Source organism: Polaribacter sp. (assembly GCF_049276715.1).
Taxonomy (GTDB): Bacteria; Bacteroidota; Bacteroidia; order Flavobacteriales; family Flavobacteriaceae; genus Polaribacter.
This window is the reverse complement of the sequence record NZ_JBASWY010000008.1, coordinates 21,859-41,287: the sequence shown is the minus strand read 5'-3', so window position 1 is coordinate 41,287 and position 19,429 is coordinate 21,859. Positions and strand designations below refer to the sequence as shown.

The 19,429-nt window shown below is 29.5% G+C and carries 23 protein-coding genes; 13 read left to right on the top strand and 10 right to left on the bottom strand.

Annotated elements, in window-relative coordinates:
- Position 1 precedes the first annotated feature (1 nt).
- The gene (locus tag WAO74_RS01820) at positions 2-652 is read left to right on the top strand and encodes a toxin-antitoxin system YwqK family antitoxin (protein WP_422159197.1); all 651 of its coding nucleotides are present in this window, start codon (positions 2-4) and stop codon (positions 650-652) included.
- A 14-nt stretch (positions 653-666) separates the two neighbouring features.
- On the opposite strand, the gene argH is transcribed toward WAO74_RS01820, so the two are convergent.
- From argH to WAO74_RS01775, 9 genes are all read right to left on the bottom strand, one after another.
- On the bottom strand, positions 667-1,941 hold the full coding sequence (gene argH / locus WAO74_RS01815) for an argininosuccinate lyase (protein WP_422159195.1): 1,275 nt from the start codon (positions 1,939-1,941) through the stop codon (positions 667-669).
- Positions 1,942-2,021: 80 nt separating this feature from the next.
- Complete coding sequence (locus WAO74_RS01810) at positions 2,022-3,089, bottom strand: M20 family metallo-hydrolase (protein ID WP_422159194.1); 1,068 nt, start codon at positions 3,087-3,089, stop codon at positions 2,022-2,024.
- A 1-nt stretch (position 3,090) separates the two neighbouring features.
- On the bottom strand, positions 3,091-3,867 hold the full coding sequence (gene argB, locus WAO74_RS01805) for an acetylglutamate kinase (RefSeq protein ID WP_422159192.1): 777 nt from the start codon (positions 3,865-3,867) through the stop codon (positions 3,091-3,093).
- 88 nt (positions 3,868-3,955) lie between these two features.
- Positions 3,956-4,894, bottom strand: coding sequence for an N-acetylornithine carbamoyltransferase (locus tag WAO74_RS01800; protein WP_422159190.1), 939 nt, complete (start codon positions 4,892-4,894; stop codon positions 3,956-3,958).
- Positions 4,891-6,018: an aspartate aminotransferase family protein gene (locus WAO74_RS01795; protein WP_422159188.1), complete on the bottom strand. Its 1,128-nt coding sequence runs from the start codon at positions 6,016-6,018 to the stop codon at positions 4,891-4,893. Before WAO74_RS01795 ends, WAO74_RS01800 begins: the two co-directional genes overlap by 4 nt.
- The gene (proC, locus tag WAO74_RS01790; RefSeq protein WP_422159186.1) at positions 6,015-6,815 is read right to left on the bottom strand and encodes a pyrroline-5-carboxylate reductase; all 801 of its coding nucleotides are present in this window, start codon (positions 6,813-6,815) and stop codon (positions 6,015-6,017) included. Before proC ends, WAO74_RS01795 begins: the two co-directional genes overlap by 4 nt.
- Positions 6,816-6,918: 103 nt before the next feature.
- On the bottom strand, positions 6,919-7,896 hold the full coding sequence (gene argC, locus WAO74_RS01785; protein WP_422159184.1) for an N-acetyl-gamma-glutamyl-phosphate reductase: 978 nt from the start codon (positions 7,894-7,896) through the stop codon (positions 6,919-6,921).
- Positions 7,896-9,077 (bottom strand): argininosuccinate synthase, encoded by a 1,182-nt coding sequence (locus tag WAO74_RS01780; protein WP_422159182.1) that lies wholly within the window; start codon positions 9,075-9,077, stop codon positions 7,896-7,898. Before WAO74_RS01780 ends, argC begins: the two co-directional genes overlap by 1 nt.
- The gene (locus WAO74_RS01775; protein ID WP_422159180.1) at positions 9,074-9,691 is read right to left on the bottom strand and encodes a GNAT family N-acetyltransferase; all 618 of its coding nucleotides are present in this window, start codon (positions 9,689-9,691) and stop codon (positions 9,074-9,076) included. The genes WAO74_RS01780 and WAO74_RS01775 overlap by 4 nt, the downstream gene beginning before the upstream one ends.
- A 565-nt stretch (positions 9,692-10,256) precedes the next feature.
- Between WAO74_RS01775 and WAO74_RS01770 the strand changes: the two genes are divergently transcribed.
- The 12 genes from WAO74_RS01770 to WAO74_RS01715 all read left to right on the top strand — a co-directional run bounded on the left by WAO74_RS01770 (position 10,257) and on the right by WAO74_RS01715 (position 18,431).
- Positions 10,257-10,673 (top strand): DUF2141 domain-containing protein, encoded by a 417-nt coding sequence (locus tag WAO74_RS01770; protein WP_422159179.1) that lies wholly within the window; start codon positions 10,257-10,259, stop codon positions 10,671-10,673.
- A gap of 22 nt (positions 10,674-10,695) precedes the next feature.
- Positions 10,696-12,057 (top strand): histidine kinase, encoded by a 1,362-nt coding sequence (locus WAO74_RS01765; RefSeq protein ID WP_422159177.1) that lies wholly within the window; start codon positions 10,696-10,698, stop codon positions 12,055-12,057.
- The gene (locus WAO74_RS01760) at positions 12,057-12,374 is read left to right on the top strand and encodes a 2TM domain-containing protein (protein ID WP_422159175.1); all 318 of its coding nucleotides are present in this window, start codon (positions 12,057-12,059) and stop codon (positions 12,372-12,374) included. Before WAO74_RS01765 ends, WAO74_RS01760 begins: the two co-directional genes overlap by 1 nt.
- A gap of 1 nt (position 12,375) precedes the next feature.
- Entirely contained in the window at positions 12,376-12,663 is a 288-nt protein-coding gene (locus tag WAO74_RS01755) for a 2TM domain-containing protein (RefSeq protein WP_422159173.1), read from the top strand.
- A 4-nt stretch (positions 12,664-12,667) separates the two neighbouring features.
- Positions 12,668-13,261, top strand: a complete 594-nt coding sequence (locus WAO74_RS01750; protein ID WP_422159171.1) for a 2TM domain-containing protein — start codon at positions 12,668-12,670, stop codon at positions 13,259-13,261.
- A gap of 1 nt (position 13,262) precedes the next feature.
- Positions 13,263-13,601, top strand: coding sequence for a 2TM domain-containing protein (locus WAO74_RS01745; protein WP_422159169.1), 339 nt, complete (start codon positions 13,263-13,265; stop codon positions 13,599-13,601).
- Complete coding sequence (locus tag WAO74_RS01740; RefSeq protein ID WP_422159167.1) at positions 13,601-13,918, top strand: 2TM domain-containing protein; 318 nt, start codon at positions 13,601-13,603, stop codon at positions 13,916-13,918. Before WAO74_RS01745 ends, WAO74_RS01740 begins: the two co-directional genes overlap by 1 nt.
- A gap of 45 nt (positions 13,919-13,963) precedes the next feature.
- Entirely contained in the window at positions 13,964-14,719 is a 756-nt protein-coding gene (locus tag WAO74_RS01735) for a LytR/AlgR family response regulator transcription factor (protein ID WP_422159165.1), read from the top strand.
- Positions 14,720-14,879: 160 nt separating this feature from the next.
- A complete protein-coding gene (locus WAO74_RS01730) occupies positions 14,880-15,545 on the top strand; it encodes a hypothetical protein (protein WP_422159163.1) in 666 nt (221 codons plus the stop codon).
- A gap of 217 nt (positions 15,546-15,762) precedes the next feature.
- The gene (locus WAO74_RS01725) at positions 15,763-17,316 is read left to right on the top strand and encodes a helicase HerA-like domain-containing protein (RefSeq protein WP_422159161.1); all 1,554 of its coding nucleotides are present in this window, start codon (positions 15,763-15,765) and stop codon (positions 17,314-17,316) included.
- A gap of 44 nt (positions 17,317-17,360) precedes the next feature.
- Positions 17,361-17,927, top strand: a complete 567-nt coding sequence (locus WAO74_RS01720; RefSeq protein WP_422159159.1) for a hypothetical protein — start codon at positions 17,361-17,363, stop codon at positions 17,925-17,927.
- Between the two features lie 135 nt (positions 17,928-18,062).
- On the top strand, positions 18,063-18,431 hold the full coding sequence (locus WAO74_RS01715) for a cupin domain-containing protein (protein WP_422159157.1): 369 nt from the start codon (positions 18,063-18,065) through the stop codon (positions 18,429-18,431).
- Between the two features lie 76 nt (positions 18,432-18,507).
- Here the strand turns inward: WAO74_RS01715 and WAO74_RS01710 are convergent, their stop codons facing one another.
- The gene (locus tag WAO74_RS01710) at positions 18,508-19,428 is read right to left on the bottom strand and encodes a YitT family protein (RefSeq protein WP_422159155.1); all 921 of its coding nucleotides are present in this window, start codon (positions 19,426-19,428) and stop codon (positions 18,508-18,510) included.
- Between the last annotated feature and the right edge of the window lies 1 nt (position 19,429).

The following is a 19,429-nucleotide window of genomic DNA, read 5'->3' as shown; positions in this document are numbered from 1 at the left end:
TATGAAAAAATATTTTTTTTTTAAAAATACAACTATTTATATTTTAATGATCTGCATTCTTTTATTCGCTTGTAATAAAAGTAAAATAAATTCACCTAATAAAATAGCTAAAAAATTAGATTATAATGTAAATATCTCTTTAGTGCCAAATGACACCATCTTTTTTTCTGATAAAAATGCATCTTATAAAAATGGATTATATTATTATAATAACAAATTGTTTTCTGGCATTATTTATAAAGTACAAAAGGGCTATAATGTTAAAACATACAGTTCAGTTTTAGAAGGTAAACTACATGGAATTTATCAAAGTTTTTTCGAATCTGGAAACCCTTTTGAGGTAAGATTATATAGAAATAATTTAGCAATAGGTAAACATTATGGTTATTGGGAAGAATCAGGTAATTTAAAATTTGAATACAATTATTTTGATGAAAAAAAAGAGGGTATTCAAAAAAATTGGTATAAGAACGGACAACCTTTTAAAGAATATAATTATAAGAATGATAATTTAGATGGCATGCAAAAGTCCTGGAGGTTAAATGGTAGTTTATACCGTAATTTCGAAGTTAAAAATGGAAGAAAATACGGCTTGCAAAAAACAAAACAGTGCAATAGTTTAGAGGATGAAAAATTTAAACAAAGCACATAAAAACTAAAAACAAACTATCTAGGATACTTTTCTCTAATCTTATCCAACCCTAAATTATGAATACTTCCAACATGCGTGTGTTGTTTTCCTAAATCTGGTTTGTAAGTTCCTGCTTGTACTTGCCCGCCAATTTTTTGATAGGCTTCTCTAAAAGACATCCCATCAATAACTAAATTATTAATACTATCAACTGTAAATAAATACTGATATTTTTCATCATTCAAATCAATATCTTTTACAATGATTTGCTGAATGGCATAATTAAAAATGTCTAAAATGTCTTTTACATCTTCAAAAGCATTGATGATATTTTCTTTCAATAACTGAAAATCCCTATGATAACCAGATGGTAAATTGTTGGTAATCAGAACCATTTCTGTATGTAAAGCCTGAATTTTATTACATTTTCCACGAATCAATTCAAACACATCAGGATTTTTTTTGTGAGGCATAATGCTACTTCCTGTGGTTAATTCATCAGGAAAAGAAATAAAACTAAAATTCTGACTCATATACAAACAAACATCCATTGCAAAACGAGCCATAGTGTTGCACAAACCTCCTAAAGCTGCAGCAATTGAACGTTCACTTTTTCCTCTGCTTAATTGAGCAGCAACCACATTGTATTTTAATGTGGCAAAATTGAGTTCTTTGGTCGTTAATTCTCTATCAATAGGAAAAGAACTTCCATAACCAGCTGCAGAACCCAAAGGATTTTGATCAACTACTTTCGATACTGCATTGAGCATATAAACATCATCAATTAACAATTCTGCATAGGCTGAAAACCACAATCCAAAAGAAGATGGCATTGCTACTTGCAAATGCGTATAACCAGGTAATAAGCTGTTTTTATGCGTTTCTGCAAGATTTAAAAGTGTGTCAAAAAGTGTTTTTGTTTTATGATTGATGATGGCTAAATTTTCTTTATAATACAATTGTAAAGCCACTAAAACTTGATCGTTTCTAGAACGTGCAGTATGAATTTTTTTACCAACTTCTCCAAAATTTTGGGTTAATTCCCATTCAATTTTTGAATGTACATCTTCAAAAGAAGCTTCAATTGTAAACGTTCCACTTTCTATATCAGAAGCTAATTCTTGCAAACCTTTCTTTAAGTCAGCTAATTCATCAGCAGAAATTATACCAATAGATTCCAACATTATTGCATGTGCTAAAGAAGCCTGAACATCATATTTTGCAATGTGCATGTCAATTTCTCTATCATTACCAACAGTAAAATTTTCTATTTGTTTATCTATTGAAAATCCTTTATCCCAAAGTTTCATATTTTCTTGGTTTTTGGTTCTTAGTTAATGGTTTTTGGTTGGAGTTTTTAAAACCAACAACGAAGAACCATCAACCAATACTATTTTATTATTACACGATTCAACAATTCCACATATATTTCAATTCCTTCTTCAATTTCGTTGATGTAAATAAACTCATCAGCAGAATGAGAACGTGTGCTATCTCCAGGTCCTAATTTTAAAGATTGACAAGTTAACACAGATTGATCTGATAAAGTTGGAGAACCATAAGTTTCTCTGCCCATAGAAATTCCTGCTTTTACCAAATCGTGATTTTTAGAAATAGAGGAGGAGTTCAATCGTAAACTTCTAGGCGTAATTTTACAAGGTGCTTTTTCTTGTAAAATAGCTGCAATTTCTTGATTTGTATAAGCATCATTCACACGAACATCAATTACCAAATCTACATGAGCAGGAACTACATTGTGCTGAGAACCAGCAGCAATTTGCGTAACTGTCATTTTTACATCACCTAAAGCGTCTGAAGTTTTATCGAATTTAAAATCTTTAAACCATTGTAAAACACTGATTGTATTGTAAATAGAATTGTCATTATTTGGATGTGCTGCATGACTTGGAGTGCCTTTTACAACTGCATCAAAAACCACCAAACCTTTTTCTGCAATGGCTAAATTCATTAAAGTGGGTTCACCAACAATGGCAACATCAATTTTAGGAATGATTGCAAGCATGCTATTCAAACCATTTGGGCCACTGCTTTCTTCTTCTGCAGAAGCCACAATAACTAGGTTGTATTTTAAATTTTCTTTGGCATAGAAATGTGTAAACGTTGCAATTAACGAAACCAAGCAGCCACCTGCATCATTACTACCTAAACCATATAATTTTCCTTCTTTTACAATGGCTTCGAAAGGATTATTTGTGTAGGCAGAATTTGGTTTTACTGTGTCATGATGTGAGTTTAATAAAATGGTTGGCTTGCTGTCATCAAAAAATTTGTTAGTTGCCCAAACATTATTTTTTGTTCTTTTAAACGACATTTTATACTCGTTAAACCAACCTTCAATCAACAAAGCCGTGTTTTCTTCTTCTGATGAAAAAGATTGCTTTTCGATTAAACTTTTTAAAAGTGAAATTGCGTTTTGTGTTAATTGATCAAGTTCCATTTTATAAAGTAATTGTTGTATATAATTCGTTTTCTTTGGTTAACATGGTTGTATTTCCCATTTTTACTTGGTGCACTCCATTTTTAAGCGCATCAAAACAATTTTCTAATTTGGGCAACATACCATCCACAATAATTTTGTCTTCTAACAATTGTTGATAGATTTCTGAATTAATGATTTTAATAACGGATTTTTTATCATTAAAATCGCTTAAAACACCATTCAATTCAAAACAATAATAAATGGAAGTTTCATAAATTTTGCTCATACCAACAGCAATTGTACTTGTAATGGTATCTGCATTTGTATTTAGTAATTGTCCATTTCCATCATGTGTAATAGCACAAAAAACCGGTGTAAAATCCGCTTTCATTAATTTATCAATAGCAACATGATTCACTTTTTTTACATCACCTACAAATCCATAATCAATCTCTTTTACTGGTCTTTTATCTGATTTTATACTGTTGATATCTGCACCAGTCAAACCAATCGCATTTGTATTAAGAGCTTGCAATTTTGCTACCATATTTTTGTTGACCAAACCACCATAAACCATCGTTATTACTTCTAAAGTTTCTGCGTCTGTAATTCGTCTTCCATTGTTCATTTTAGCCTCAATTCCTAATTTTGCAGAAATTTGAGTCGCCTTTTTTCCTCCTCCATGAACCAGAATTTTTTTACCCTCTAAATTAGAAAATAATTGCAGAAATTCATTTAAAGAAGTTTCATCTTCAATGATATTTCCTCCAATTTTTATGATTGATAATTTTTCCATTTGGACTGAATTTATTTCAGTTTCTTTTTAACTAAATTATAATTAACTATTTGTGAGATTCTGAAACAAGTTCAGAATGACAAAAATTTTATAAATTCTCTAATATTTTTTTCAAAACCAATTGTGCAGCAAAGGTTCTATTATTTGCCTGCTGAATAACTAATGAATTTTCGCTGTCTAAAACAGCATCTTCGACCACAACATTTCTTCTAACAGGCAAACAATGCATAAATTTTGCATTACCTATTTTTTCTTTGGTAATCATCCAATTTGGGTCTGTATTTAGAATTTTTCCATAATCATCATAAGAACTCCAGTTTTTTGTATATACAAAATCTGCATCTTTTAAAGCTTCTTTTTGATTGTGATAAATGGGTGTTTTTTTTGTAATTTCTGGATTCAAATTATATCCTTCAGGATTTGTTATTACAAATTCAACATCCATTTTTTGCATGGCTTGCACAAAACTATTACCAACTGCATGAGGTAAAGATTTTACATGTGGAGCCCAACTTAATACTACTTTTGGTCTTTTTTTGGGGCTATTTTCGGTAATTGTAATGGCATCAGTAAAACCTTGCAAAGGATGACCAGTGGCACTTTCCATATTTACAATTGGTATAGAAGCATATTTTACAAACGATTTTAAAACTTGCTCAGATTCGTCTTTTTCTTTATCAATCAAAGTAGGGAAGGCCCTAACTGCAATTACGTCACAATATTGTGAAACTACAGCTGCAGCTTCTTTAATGTGCTCAGCAGTATTGCCATTCATAATGGTTCCATCTCCAAATTCAATTCCCCAAGCATCACCAGAAACATTCATCACAATTGCGTGCATTCCTAAATTTAAAGCTGCTTTTTGTGTGCTTAATCTTGTACGTAAACTTGAATTAAAAAACAATAAACCTAACGTTTTGTGTTTGCCTAACTTTTTGTTTTTTAACGGATTCGCTTTAATTTCTCTAGCTTCTTGTATCCAAGATTCGATATTATCTATATCATCAATTGAAGTGAAATTTTTCATTGAAGTTCACTATTTAGTGCGTTAAAAAACACATCTAAATGTTCTTTTTTAACGGTTAAAGAAGGCAAAATTCTAATTACATTAGGATTTTTCGCACTTCCTGTAAAAATTTTATGTTTATAAATTAAATTTTTTCTGAGTTCTGCAATTGGGAAATCAAACTCTAAACCTAACATTAATCCTCTACCTTTTAAAGCTTTTAATTTTGGAACTGATTTCGATTTCTGAATAAAATAGGCTTCCATATCTTTTGCATTTTGCATCAGGTTTTCTTCTTTAATAACATTTAAAACAGTTAAAGAAGCTATGCATGCCAAGTGATTTCCGCCAAAAGTGGTTCCCAATAAACCAAAAGAGGCTTTTATGGAAGGATGAATTAAAATTCCGCCAACTGGAAAACCATTTCCCATTCCTTTAGCAATCGAAATAATATCTGGAGTTACTTTATATTTTTGAAAGGCAAAAAAATCACCTGTTCTTCCAAAACCAGATTGTACTTCATCTGCAATAAAACACGTATTGTATTTTTTACAAAGTGTATCAATTCCTTCGTAAAATTCGGTTGTGCTTTCATCTAAACCTCCAACACCTTGAATGCACTCTATAATTACTGCACAAACATCATCTTTAGCAAGCGATTTTTCTAAAGATTCCAAATCACCTAATTCTAAAATTTCTACTTCTTGTTGTGCATTTAGTGGAGCAATTATTTTTGCATTATCTGTGGCAGCTACAGCAGCAGAAGTTCTACCATGAAAACTATTTTTAAAAGCAATTATTTTCTTTTTATTGTTATGAAATGAAGCTAATTTTAATGCGTTTTCATTGGCTTCTGCACCAGAATTACATAAGAATAATTCATACCCTTTGCAATTTGACATTTCAATCAATTTCGAGCCTAATTCTTCTTGAATTGGATTTTGAATAGAGTTGCTATAAAAACCTATTTTGGCAACTTGCTCACTAATGTTTTTTACATATTTAGGATGTGAATGTCCAATAGAAATAACTGCATGACCACCATACAAATCTAAATATTCTACTCCATTTTCATCATACACAAAAACATCTTTTGCTCTTACTGGAGTGATATCAAACAAGGGATAAACATTAAATAAATTCATATTTGCTCTTTTTTAATGTTACTAATTTTATTGAAAGAAGCAACCATACCTTGAATTAAAGAAGAACTTAAACCTTTATGTTCCATTTCGTTTAAACCTTCTATTGTACAACCTTTTGGAGTGGTAACTCTGTCTATTTCTTCTTCTGGATGATTTCCATTCGATATTAATAAATTCGCTGCGCCTTCGCAAGTATACATAGCCAGTTCTTGCGCTTCTTTAGAATCGAAACCCAATTGAATTGCAGCTTGTGTAGTTGCTCTAATTAAACGCATCCAAAAAGCAATACCACTTGCACAAACAACAGTTGCAGCTTGCATTTGAGATTCTGGAATGCTCAAAGAATGCCCTAATCTATTAAAAATTGCTTCTGCAATTTTTATACGTTTTTCACCTTGAGTATTGCTACACATGCACGTCATAGATTTACCAACTGCAATTGCAGTATTTGGCATAGCTCTAATAATAAATTTATCTTCGCCAACAATGTTTTCTATGCGTAAAATATCATAACCAGTAATGGTTGAAATTAGCACATGTTTTTCGGTTAAATGTGTTTTTATAGTATTAAGAATTCCATCAAAATGAGCAGGTTGAACTGCAAAAATTAAAATATCTGAATTTTGAACGGCTTCTATATTATCTTTCGTTAAAAAAACATTTTTATACCCTTCAAACTCTGAAATTCCTTTTAGATTTCTTTTTGTAAGATATAAAGTAGTGATGGCGTTGTTGGTTATCAATCCTTTAGCAATTGATTTCCCTAAATTTCCTGTTCCTATAATGGCTATTTTCATTTTTTCTTTAGTTTCAAAGTTTTAAAGTTTGAATGTTTCAAAAGTTAAAACTGTTTATAATTATGTACTCAAACAAGTTTAGTATTTATAACTTTTGTAAGGCTTAAAAATAATTTGCTTTTAAATTCAAACCAAGCGTTTCTTCTAAGTTGTACATTAAATTCATATTTTGAATTGCTTGACCTGAGGCACCTTTTAATAAATTATCTATCGTGCTTGTAATCAATAAATTATCATTATGTTTTGATAAATGAATAAAACATTTATTGGTATTTACAACTTGTTTCATGTGAATCTCATCATCAGAAACAAAGGTAAAAGCAGCATCTTTATAAAATGATTTATAGATTGATTTTGCATCCTCAATAGAACCATCAAACTTGGTGTAAGTTGTTGCAAAAATTCCCCTTGAGAAATTACCTCTGTTTGGTACAAAATTTACATCAAAATTAAAACTAGGTTGTAATTGATGGATGGTTTGATTGATTTCGCCTAAATGTTGATGATTAAATGCTTTGTAATGCGAAAAATTATTATCTCTCCAAGTAAAATGTGTTGTTTCTGATAGAGAAGTTCCTGCACCAGTTGCACCTGTAACTGCATTAATATGTATATCATTTTTTAGAAAACCGTTTTTTGCCAAAGGTAAAATAGCCAATTGCAAAGCTGTTGCAAAACAACCTGGATTTGCAATATAATTTGCAGTTTTAATGGCATCTTTTTGTAATTCTGGAAGCCCGTAAATAAATTCTTTTTCTTCTAAAATTTTATCACCAGTTAATCTGAAATCATTACTTAAATCAATAATTTTTGTGGTTGATGAAAATGTATTTTCTTGCAAAAATTTCTTAGAATTCCCATGTCCTAAGCATAGAAAAAGTATATCTATATTTGGATTTATTTCACTTGAAAAATTGATTTCTGTAGAACCTAACAAATCTTGATGAACAGCATACAACTTATTGCCAGCATTGGATGTGCTATAAACAAAATTAATGTTCGTTTTTGGGTGATTTAGTAATAATCGAATTAATTCTCCTGCTGTATAACCTGCACCACCTATAATTCCAGTCTCTAACATTATTCTGTTTTATTTACTTGTTGATAGATTTTATTCTGATTGCCAAGAATTTTAATAAATCCTTTAGCTTCTTCAGCAGTCCAGCCTTTATTCTCTTCTCCATAGCTTCCAAATTTAGCGTTCATTAAATCGTTAGAAGAAGTAATTCCATCCAAAGAAAAATGATAAGGTCTTAACGTAACAAATACACTACCAGTTACTTTAGATTGACTATTTTGCAGAAAAGCTTCAATATCTCTCATTACAGGATCTAAATATTGTCCTTCGTGTAAATGCATTCCATAAAAACTTGCTAAATATTCTTTATGCTGTAATTGCCATTTTGTAAGTGTATGCTTTTCTAATAAATGGTGCGCTTTAATAGTAATTAAGGCAGCTGGAGCTTCGAAACCAACTCTACCTTTAATACCAATTATTGTATCTCCAACATGAATATCTCTACCAATTCCGTATTTAGAAGCGATAGAATTCAGCATTTGAATACATTTTTCTGAGGCATCTAATTTACCATTTACTGCAACTAATTCTCCAGAATTAAAAGTAAGCACCATTTTTTGAATTCCTTCTTTTTCAATTTGAGAAGGATAAGCACTTTCAGGCAAAGGATTTGAAGAAGTCAACGTTTCTGCACCACCAACACTGGTTCCCCAAAGACCTTTATTAATAGAATATTGTGCTTTTTCCCAAGACAAATTAATACCATTTTGTTTTAAATATTCAATTTCTTCTTGTCTTGTTAATTTTTCGTCTCTAATAGGTGTAATGATTTCGATATTTGGCGCTAATGTTTGGAAAATCATATCAAAACGAACTTGGTCATTTCCAGCCCCAGTGCTTCCATGTGCAATATATTCAGCTCCAATACTTTTTGCATAGTCCACAATTTCTATTGCTTGAATAATTCTTTCTGCACTTACAGACAAAGGATAAGTATTGTTTTTTAATACGTTTCCAAAAATTAAATATTTTACTACTTTTTTATAAAAAGTAGCAACTGCATCTATATTTTTATAGGTGGAAACTCCCATTTTATAGGCGTTTTTTTCAATTTTATCTACATCTTCTTTTGTAAAACCGCCCGTATTTACACTTACTGCATGTACTTCGTATTTTTTTGATAAACTTACTGCACAGTAAGAAGTATCTAAACCACCACTATAAGCGATTACTAACTTTTTCATTCTTTATCTTTTTTTAAAAACAAGGTTTGTTTTATGTTTTTTAATCTTTTAAATACGTTTTCTTTTACTTCTTTTGGATTTTGTGTACTTTGTTTTGTTGGGTCGAAAAGCATTCCTGTACATAAGCACATTTTTCTTTCTGTTCTTGTTAAAACATCGAAATTTTTACAAGTTTGACAGCCATTCCAAAAACTTTCATCATCTGTTAATTCTGAGAAAGTTACTGGTTTGTAACCTAATTCTGTATTTAATTTCATTACAGCCAAACCTGTGGTAATACTAAACACTTTGGCATCTGGGAATTTGGTTCTACTATGACTAAATATTACTTGTTTAATCTGTTTAGCAAGTCCTATATTTCTATAATCTGGATGCACAATTAGTCCAGAATTTGCTACGAATTTTCCATGTCCCCAAGCTTCTATGTAACAAAAACCTGCAAATTTATCGCCATCTAAGGCAATAACTGCATTGCCATTTTCCATTTTTGTGATGATATATTCTGGCTTTCTCTTAGCAATTCCTGTTCCTCTAACTTGAGCAGCTTCTTCTATGGTTTTACAAATAATTTCGGCGTAAATACTATGTGATTTATTGGCAATTACAATTTCCATTAAATTGTTCTTTTTTTGGAATGTTATTTATTAATTTCTTTTACACTACTGAATTGGACACACCTAATTCTAAAATACCTAGAATACCCTAAAGGACTATAATAAGATATAAAATTGACTAAAAAAAATGATTTATTTGAAAGATTCACAATAAAAATAAAAAAAGGTTGAATAAAATAGATGTATTACTAATAAAGACCATTAGCAACTGCGATTGCGTAAATGCAACCTGGGTATTCTTAAAGAGATAAAAAAAGTATTTTTTAGAGTAATCATGGGCTAAATGTATGTAATTCTGAAAATAAATGATGATAAATAGGTTGCTATTTTATAAGTTTTATCAAATTTAAACAAAATGGCAATTTTGGTTGAAAAATTTTTATCACAATAGATAATATTTTCTTTTTTTGATAATTTGTTATCCTTTTTTAATTTGATATTTTACTGATTTTTTGAACCTATTTACAATTCATCCTTAAAAAAATACAGTTGGGAATTTTTTAATTTTAAAAAAGCGACTTCTGTTGCACATTTGTATCATTATTAACAATAAAAAATTAAAATCATGAAATTATTAGTATCTCTTTTAGTAACTGCAGTTCTGTTTATATCAAGCTCTTTAATTGCACAAGAAAAAATGTCTATTACTGCAACCGTAATTAACGTTACTTCGAACGAAGGAAAAGTTGGTTTTGCATTGTATAACAAAGCCGATTTTATGAAAACACCTGTACAAAGTATAAATGCAAAAATTATTGATGGTGTAAGCACAGTAGAATTCGAAAACGTTGAGCCAGGCGATTATGCTGTGGTTTGTTATCATGATAAAAATGATAACGATTTAATGGATTTTGCACCAAATGGAATGCCTTTAGAAAATTATGGTGCTTCTAACAATGTGATGAATTTTGGGCCACCAACTTTTGAGAATGCCAAATTTGTAGTTGCTGATAAAAATGTATCTTTAAACATCAAATTTTAATTTAATTATTCATTTATAAATTATGAATACTAGCAAAAGCTCAATCAAAAAAGATATAAAATCTGGTATTATAGTAAGCCTAAAAATTACTACTATTTTCGCTGTTTTCTTTATTCTTTTCAATCAAGATTTTTCTTTAAAGTCCATAGGATATTCGTTTTTAATATCTGGTATGTATTCTTTTGGATTGGGTTTTGCACAAGGTTTAATTAACGAATTTTTGAGTAAAAAGTGGAGTTGGGTAGAAGATACAAATGCGAGGGTTTGGGCTGGAATTATATCTACAGTTTTATATACAGTTCCTATTGTTTTAGCAATTAACTATTTTACATTTATTATACTTCCTGGAAATGATCCTTCTATTTTTTTTAAAGGGAATTTTGTTTGGTCTCATTTGTTCTATGTTATACTTTCTTTCGGAGTTTCTGCCTTTTTACATGCCAGAGGTTTTATGATTGAATGGAAAAATTCACTAAAACAAGAAAACACCAAACAAGAAATTGTAGCAAAAACAGAAACTGCGAAGTTTGAGTCTCTAAAAAGTCAGATAGATCCACATTTTTTGTTTAACAGTTTGAATGTTTTAACGAGTTTAATTGGCGAAAACCCAGATCAAGCTGAGAAATTTACCACCAAATTATCTAAAATTTATAGGTATGTTTTAGAGCAAAGAAATAAAGATTTAATTCCCTTATCAGAAGAGTTAAAGTTTGCAAAAACGTACATGGAATTATTAGAAATGCGTTTTGAAGATGCTGTAAAATTTAATATTCCAGATTCAGTTAGCAACGAAGAATTAAAAATTGTGCCACTTTCATTGCAGCTTTTATTGGAAAATGCAGTGAAGCACAATGTGGTTTCATCAACAAAACCATTAACCATTAATATTTACGAAGAGAATAATTATTTGGTGATAGAAAACAATATAAATCCGAAAGAAGCAATTGGTAAAAGCACCAAAATTGGTTTGCAAAATATTGCTGATAGATATGGATTAATTACGAACAAAAGTGTTCAAATAGAAAATAATAACAAAACATTTAAGGTGAGTATACCTCTCTTAATTAAAATGCAAAATATTATGTATCAAGATAATATAGAAAATAGTAAATACGTGAAAGCCGTAGAAAAGGTTGAGAAATTAAAAGAATTTTATCAAAATTTGGCCTCTTATTGTTTGGTAATTCCTTTTTTAATTTTTATCAATTTAAAATTTTCACCAATGTTTTATTGGTTTTGGTTTCCACTTTTTGGATGGGGATTAGGATTAACTTTTCATTTTTTAGAAGTGAATAATTACAACATTTTCCTTGGGAAAAATTGGGAAGATAAAAAGATAAAAGAGTTAATGGATAAAGAAAATAACCATAAAAACTACAGATAATGAAAACGAATTTTACAGAAGAACAAAGATATATTCTTGCAAAAAAGAGAGTAGAAAAAGTAAGTAAATTTTATAAACATTTGGCAGTATATGTAGTTGTAAACATCTTTTTAAGTGCCATTTTTATAGTGGGTGATATAAATGATGGAGACACTTTTAACGAGGCCTTTTTTAACTATCATAATTACAAAATATGGTTGTATTGGGGCATTGGTATTTTGTTTCAAATGATCAATACTTTTGGCATTAACTATTTTTTTAATAAAGATTGGGAAGAAAGAAAAATTAATGATTACATGAACGAAAAAGAATATTAAAATGGAAGCAAATTTTAAACAACATCAAAGCTATTTAAAAGCACAAAAAAGGGTAAAAGAAATTAAAGGATTTTATACTCACTTAACTATTTATTGCCTCATAATGCCTATCATTATTTTTGTAAACCTAAAGTTTGTGCCTGAATTTCATTGGTTTTGGTTTTCACTCTTAGGTTGGGGCACAGGACTTTTTTTTCATTGGTTAGGTCTTTTCGGATTTAATTTATTAGGCTTTGGAAGAGATTGGGAAGAGAAAAAAATTAGAGAATACATGAACGAAAACAATTAGAACAATGGAATCAAATTATATACATCATCAATTAAATTTAAAGGCTCAGAAAAGAGTACAAGACATTAAAGGTTTTTATACACATGTAGTTGCTACATTTTTTATTCCTCCGTTTTTAGTATTCATCAATTTAAAATTAGCCTCAGAATTTATATGGTTTTGGTATGCATTTGCAGCTTGGTTTTTAGGGCTTTTTATACATTGGATAAATGTATTTGGCATAACAAAATTTAGCTTTAAAGAAGATTGGAAAGAGAGAAAAATGAAAGAACTTTTAGGCGATGATTTAATAGCCAATAATAATTTTGAAGAACCGAATTACATACAAGAACAGTATTTTATCAAAGCAAAAAAGGAAGCCAAAGACATTAAAGGTTTTTACATTCATTTATTTGTAAATATATTTTCTTTAACAATTGTAATCTTTGTAAACTTAAAATTTGTGCCAGGTTTTCACTTTTTCTGGTTTGTTTTAGGAGGCATGTTTTTAGGACTTTTTTTTCATTGGTTAGGCGTTTTTGGCTTTAATTTATTAGGTTTGGGAAAAAAGTGGGAAGAGAAAAAAGTACAAGAAATTATTCAAAAAAACACTTTATAACATGGAATCGAATTTTTTACAAGAACAGAATTATATAAAAGCTAAAAAAAGAGTGAAAGAGATTAAAGGATTTTACATTCACTTATCTGTTTTTATCATTATTAATATATTTATTAGCGGCATTATTATTTTTGGTTTAATGTCTAGTGGAGATTCTTTTGCAGAAACAATTACAAATTTTGGAGTCTATTCTACATGGCTTTTCTGGGGCATAGGAATGTTTTTTCATTGGTTGGGCGTTTTCGGATTTAAATCCTTAGGATTTGGGAAAGATTGGGAAGAGAGAAAAATAAAAGAAATGATGGAAAAAGATGAACAACGAGGTAAAAAATTTAAGTAATGGAAAATTTAGAAGATAAAAAATTACAAAGAGCCCAAAAGCGAGTTGCTAAAATGAAAGAATTTTACAAACACGTAATTACTTATATTTTAGTCAATTTGTTTTTAATGTTTGTTTGGAAATTCTCATTCACAATTTTTGGAGATTTTGTAATCAGCAATCATTTTAGTTCAGATGGTAACACACATATTCCTATTTGGTTCATTTGGGGAATTTTCTTAGCTGCAGATGCTTTAGAAACTTTTGGTATTGCAAGTTTCTTTGGAAAAGATTGGGAAGAAAGAAAAATTAAAGAGTTGATGAAAGAAAACAAATAAGTTTTAAAATCAATCAGCAATCAAAACAAAACATAAAAAAGTACTATGAATGTAATTATTATAGAAGACGAAAAACCAGCAGCAAGAAGGTTAAACAGAATGTTGGCGGCTCTAGAAATGGATGTAAATGTCATGTTACATTCCGTAGAAGAATCTTTAAATTGGTTACAAAACAACGAACATCCAGATTTAATTTTCTTAGATATTCAACTTTCTGATGGATTATCATTCGAAATTTTTGAAGAAATCGAAGTAAAATCTGCTATTATTTTTACTACAGCTTACGATGAATATGCACTTAAAGCATTCAAACTAAATTCCATAGATTATTTGTTAAAACCTATTGATGAAGACGAATTAGCAGCTGCAGTAAAGCAATTTAAAATACAACAACCAAAACAAAGTGATGTACAAGTAAATTTAGAGGATATTAGAAAATTACTCATAAATCCTATTGATAGAAAATTCAAAAAAAGATTGTCTATTAAAGTTGGGCAACATATAAAAATAATTCCTGTAGATGATATTGAGTGTTTTTACAGCGAAAACAAATCGACCTATATTCATACCACAGAGAGGAGAAGTTATTTGTTGGATAACTCCTTAGAATATTGGGATGAACAACTAAACCCAGAACAATTTTTTAGAGTAAACAGAACTTTTATTGTGCATATAAATGCGATAAAAGATATTATTTCTTATACAAATTCACGCTTAAAATTAATTTTAAACTCCTATTCAGAAACCGAAATTATTGTAAGTAGAGAACGTGTAAAAGATTTTAAAGCTTGGATTGACTAATGCAGTTAGTTTTAAAAACTCAATTTTGGAATTGTAATTTAGTTTGTTTCTAAATTTACTTTCTAATAAATTCGCTAACTTCGAGTATAAAACATTAAAACATTACATATTCGTGTTAAAGTTAGCTGTCATTTATGTGAAAAATCTGCGATAAAAGAAAATGGATAAATTTATTTCATATGAAGGATTACCAATTAACTCAGGAGGAGCGCATAGTGTGAATAGAAAATCATCAAAAGTAACTTATGAAGAAACTTTAAATTTTCTGAATTTATTCGCTGACAGAACTAAAACTGAATCAATTGAATTGACTTTATATCAATCTGAAAAAAAGGAATATTCTTCTCTTAAATTAATTCTTAAGTTGACCTTGAAATTTGGAATTCCAAAAATGAGAAATGATGGTTGGTTGAAAAATTGGAGTTGGAGTTTGTCTCAAAACAATATTGAAAAAGGATTTGAAATGCTTAAACTGAATAGTGAATTACCAAAAAATATTTTTGGCCCAATAAGTCTTAATTTTAAATGGAATTTCCATTTTAAGAATCCAAAAACTAATAAAGTTTTACCAAATCAAAAATTAATACCTCTATTGGACTTTAGGAATAAAAACTCTAAAATTTATTTAAGACTATCTGAAAAATCAACAATTTCAGTTTGGTTTGCTTTTCCATTTGAAAAATTAGGAAAATATGAATTGGAGTTTATAAAAACATTGAGTTCTAAATTACCTTTTAAACCATCTGAAAAACATTGGAGAATTTGGAAAAAATCTGAAAAAGGAAATTGGATACCAAGAAAACTAGAAATAAAAAACGTCAGCTAACATTGGCTATATTTAATTGCTAATGTATTTTTTGCGTTGGAAAAATACTCAAGCACGAAGTTGTTTCATTTTTTTGCTTATTTTTAGCCAAACAAAACCGCAACTAAAACATAGCCTAAAACGTTAGCGAACTTTCCCAAAAAAACATTTCCAAACAAAAACATCAAAAAATTTCCCACTTCTTAAACTTTGATTATTTTTATCAAAATTTAAATTAATGAGTCAACAAGAAGAATTTTTTAACTACATAAATTCAGGTTACCAAACCAAAGGAGATTATATAGAATTGGGGGCAGCCATGTTAGGTGAAGAAACTGTAACAAATGCCATTGTAAAAGTTCCGCTAAAAACCTTAAACAGACATGGTTTAATTGCAGGAGCAACAGGTACAGGAAAAACTAAAACCTTACAAGTAATTGCAGAAACCTTATCAGACAAAGGAATTCCTGTTTTGTTAATGGATGTAAAAGGAGATTTATCTGGTTTGGCACAACCAAGTGCTGGGCATCCAAAGATTGATGAACGTCATGCAAAAATTGGTTTTCCTTTCGAAGCTAAAAAATTTCCAGTAGAAATTTTAACCATTTCAGAACAAGATGGTACTAGAATGCGTGCAACAGTTTCTGAATTTGGCCCTGTTTTGCTATCAAGAATTTTAGACTTATCAGAAGCGCAATCTGGCATTATTGCAATCATTTTTAAATATTGTGATGACAATAAATTACCACTTTTAGATATTAAAGATTTTAAAAAAGTTTTACAATTTGTAACCAATGAAGGCAAAGAAGAAATCCAAAATGAATATGGGTTAATTTCTACAGCAAGCACAGGCGCAATTTTGCGTAAAATTATAGAAATAGAACAACAAGGAGGCGATTTATTTTTTGGCGAAAAATCTTTTGATGTAGAAGATTTAACAAGAATTGACGAAAATGGGAGAGGAGTCATTTCTATTTTACGTTTAACAGATATACAAGACAAACCAAAACTATTTTCAACATATATGTTGCAATTGTTGGCAGAGGTTTACGAAACTTTTCCAGAGCAAGGAGATTCTGAAAGACCAGAACTTATTATTTTTATAGATGAAGCACATTTGGTTTTCCAAGAAGCCTCTAAAGCATTGTTAAATCAAATAGAAAGTATTGTAAAATTAATTAGATCTAAGGGTATTGGTTTGTATTTTGCAACTCAAAACCCAAATGATGTTCCAGAAGCTATTTTAGCACAATTGGGTTTAAAAGTGCAACATGCTTTAAGAGCTTTTACAGCCAAAGACAGAAAAGCAATTAAATTGGCTGCTGAGAATTATCCATCATCAGCCTATTATGATACCAAAGAAGTACTCACACAATTAGGTATTGGAGAAGCATTTATATCGGTTTTAAACGAAAAAGGAATTCCTACTCCATTAGCAAGAACCATGTTGCGTGCACCTATGAGTAGAATGGATATTTTAACAGACAAAGAGCTAAAACAAGTAATAGATAGTTCTAAAATAGTACACAAATACAATCAAGAATTAGACAGAGAAAGTGCTTACGAACTGTTAAATAGTAAAATAGATGATATTAATAAAGCAGAACAAAAAGCAATAGAAGATGCAGAGAAACAAGAAGAAAAAGAACGATTAGCCAAAGAAAAAGCCAAAGAAGCAAACTCTAGAACGTATTCTAGAAGAAGCACAAGACAAGACCCTTTAGTAAAAGTATTAACAAGTGCTACGTTTATTAGAGCCGTTTTCGGAATTTTAAAAAAAGTAATGAAATAACAAAAAGAAAAATAATACGTTTAAGTATTGTAAAAACTAATAAAATGAATCAAAAAAACACACCTCTAGTACTTTTAATTTTAGCAACTTTTTTAATGATAAGTTGTGGAAATGACGATAAATTTAAAATAGAAAAAGGAAAAGTCGGGCATGTAAATGCCTCTACAACAATAAGTCAGCTTCATAAAATTTTCGAAAACGACTCTATTGTAAAAAATTTAAGTGAAGGCGCTTTAGGTAACGATTACTTTCAAGATGATGACAAATTTTTGATTTTTGAAAAAGGAGGGAAGCATCTTTTAACGATTGTGCCAAAAGAGCAACTCGATTCTTCGTCGACTATTAAAAGCATAGAAATACACGATTCAAGATTTACAACAGAATCAGGTATCAACTTAAATTCTAGTTTTTTAGAAATAAACGCCAATAATAACATCAACAGAGTAGAGTCAACTTTTTCATCAGCAACCTTGTTTATAGATAATTTAAACGCAACAATTGCCATCGATAAAGAAGAATTGGGTTTAAAAGATTTTAGTACTCAGAAAGTAGCTTTAGAGCAAATACCAGATTTGGCAAAAATGAAATCGTTTGTAGTTTGGTTTAATTAGGCATGTTTTCGCCTTTTTTTTTAAAAGGTAAAAATCACGCTTTCAATTATATCTTTCATTCATTCTTCGCAAAAGGGTAGAATTTATCTTGAGCGAAGTCGAAAGGTTTCAATCGCTTACGCAAAACCAATTATTATGAAGAAAAAATACACCCTTCAAAAAGCACCATTTATAGTGCCAACTTCAGATGGTAAATTAATTGAAGAACATTTTGGAAATGCTACAGACAGAAATAAACAAATAAGTATTGCACACATGATTGCACCTCCAAAATGGAGCGAACCTTTTCAAACTCCAGAATTTGAAGAATATACCTATATAATTCGTGGTAAAAAACAATTTATAATTGATAATGAAACCATTGTTTTAGAAGCAGGGCAATCTATAAAAATAGAAAAAAATGTTCGAGTGCAATATTCAAATCCTTTTGATGTAGAATGCGAATATATTGCAATTTGTTTACCTGCTTTTTCTATGGATTTAGTAAACAGGGAAGAAGAATAGTTTTCTTAATTATATAAGTGATTATTTTTATAAAATTGAAGTTTATCCAAGTTATTTTAAAAAAGAGGTCTTATAATTATTTTTCTAAATTTTTCTGAACAGAAGCTTTTAAAATTTCTAAGTTTTTATTTTTCTTTTTGTTGATGTAATGTCTTAATACTCCACCTTTTACACTATTTACATCGAATTCAACTATAAATGCGTTTTTATCAATATCATTTATAATTTTGTACATTTTTTTAATATCGATTCTATTTACAATGGAATGTATGATGTCAAAATCTTCAGCTTCTCCTCTGCTACCAAAACCAGAAGTGCCTTTGTAAACGGTTAAGCCTGTTCCTAGCTCTTCTAGAATTGCAATTTTAATTAAGTCGTATTTTTTAGAAACAATAGTTACCCCAATAAAATCCTCAAAGCCTTCGATTACTGTATCTGTTACTTTTGCAGCCACAATGTATGTAAGTATAGAGTAAAGAGCTACTTCCATAGAAACTGCAAATGCTGTAATACCAAACAATATAATATTAAAACCCATTACTATTTTACCAATACTAATGCCTAATTTATCATTTAAATAAATTCCTAAAATTTCAGATCCATCTAAAACAGAACCATTTCTAATGGCAATTCCAATACCAGAACCAACTAATAATCCTCCAAAAATTGAAATTAATAATTTATCGTTTGTAATTGTTTGAAAATTCTCGAAATGAATAAAAAGTGCAACTCCTAAAATACTTAAGATAGATTTTACAACAATTCTTTTAGAAACTGTAAAATAGCCTAGAATTAAAAAAGGAATACTAAAAAGGATGAGCAAGTAAGACATGTTTATATCTACTTGAGTTTTTACTAAAAGAGCAATTCCTGTTACACCACCATCTAAAAATCCGTTAGGTAATAAAAAAGCTTTCAGCCCTAAACTTGTCAGAATGATGCCTATAATAATTTGAAAAAATTCTGATATGGAGCTTGTACTTTTTTTATAGTTCATT

Coding starts and splice junctions, on each gene's coding strand:
- WAO74_RS01765 (WP_422159177.1), top strand. CDS start 10,696: ATGAATACTAGCAAAAGCTCAATCAAAAAAGATATAAAATCTGGTATT.
- WAO74_RS01760 (WP_422159175.1), top strand. CDS start 12,057: ATGAAAACGAATTTTACAGAAGAACAAAGATATATTCTTGCAAAAAAG.
- WAO74_RS01720 (WP_422159159.1), top strand. CDS start 17,361: ATGAATCAAAAAAACACACCTCTAGTACTTTTAATTTTAGCAACTTTT.
- argH (WP_422159195.1), bottom strand. CDS start 1,941: ATGAAACTTTGGGATAAAGGATTTTCAATAGATAAACAAATAGAAAAT.
- WAO74_RS01745 (WP_422159169.1), top strand. CDS start 13,263: ATGGAATCGAATTTTTTACAAGAACAGAATTATATAAAAGCTAAAAAA.
- WAO74_RS01775 (WP_422159180.1), bottom strand. CDS start 9,691: ATGGAAATTGTAATTGCCAATAAATCACATAGTATTTACGCCGAAATT.
- proC (WP_422159186.1), bottom strand. CDS start 6,815: ATGAAAATAGCCATTATAGGAACAGGAAATTTAGGGAAATCAATTGCT.
- WAO74_RS01735 (WP_422159165.1), top strand. CDS start 13,964: ATGAATGTAATTATTATAGAAGACGAAAAACCAGCAGCAAGAAGGTTA.
- argB (WP_422159192.1), bottom strand. CDS start 3,867: ATGGAAAAATTATCAATCATAAAAATTGGAGGAAATATCATTGAAGAT.
- WAO74_RS01770 (WP_422159179.1), top strand. CDS start 10,257: ATGAAATTATTAGTATCTCTTTTAGTAACTGCAGTTCTGTTTATATCA.
- WAO74_RS01750 (WP_422159171.1), top strand. CDS start 12,668: ATGGAATCAAATTATATACATCATCAATTAAATTTAAAGGCTCAGAAA.
- WAO74_RS01795 (WP_422159188.1), bottom strand. CDS start 6,018: ATGAATTTATTTAATGTTTATCCCTTGTTTGATATCACTCCAGTAAGA.
- WAO74_RS01740 (WP_422159167.1), top strand. CDS start 13,601: ATGGAAAATTTAGAAGATAAAAAATTACAAAGAGCCCAAAAGCGAGTT.
- argC (WP_422159184.1), bottom strand. CDS start 7,896: ATGTTAGAGACTGGAATTATAGGTGGTGCAGGTTATACAGCAGGAGAA.
- WAO74_RS01780 (WP_422159182.1), bottom strand. CDS start 9,077: ATGAAAAAGTTAGTAATCGCTTATAGTGGTGGTTTAGATACTTCTTAC.
- WAO74_RS01800 (WP_422159190.1), bottom strand. CDS start 4,894: ATGAAAAATTTCACTTCAATTGATGATATAGATAATATCGAATCTTGG.
- WAO74_RS01810 (WP_422159194.1), bottom strand. CDS start 3,089: ATGGAACTTGATCAATTAACACAAAACGCAATTTCACTTTTAAAAAGT.
- WAO74_RS01730 (WP_422159163.1), top strand. CDS start 14,880: ATGGATAAATTTATTTCATATGAAGGATTACCAATTAACTCAGGAGGA.
- WAO74_RS01755 (WP_422159173.1), top strand. CDS start 12,376: ATGGAAGCAAATTTTAAACAACATCAAAGCTATTTAAAAGCACAAAAA.
- WAO74_RS01820 (WP_422159197.1), top strand. CDS start 2: ATGAAAAAATATTTTTTTTTTAAAAATACAACTATTTATATTTTAATG.
- WAO74_RS01710 (WP_422159155.1), bottom strand. CDS start 19,428: ATGAACTATAAAAAAAGTACAAGCTCCATATCAGAATTTTTTCAAATT.
- WAO74_RS01725 (WP_422159161.1), top strand. CDS start 15,763: ATGAGTCAACAAGAAGAATTTTTTAACTACATAAATTCAGGTTACCAA.
- WAO74_RS01715 (WP_422159157.1), top strand. CDS start 18,063: ATGAAGAAAAAATACACCCTTCAAAAAGCACCATTTATAGTGCCAACT.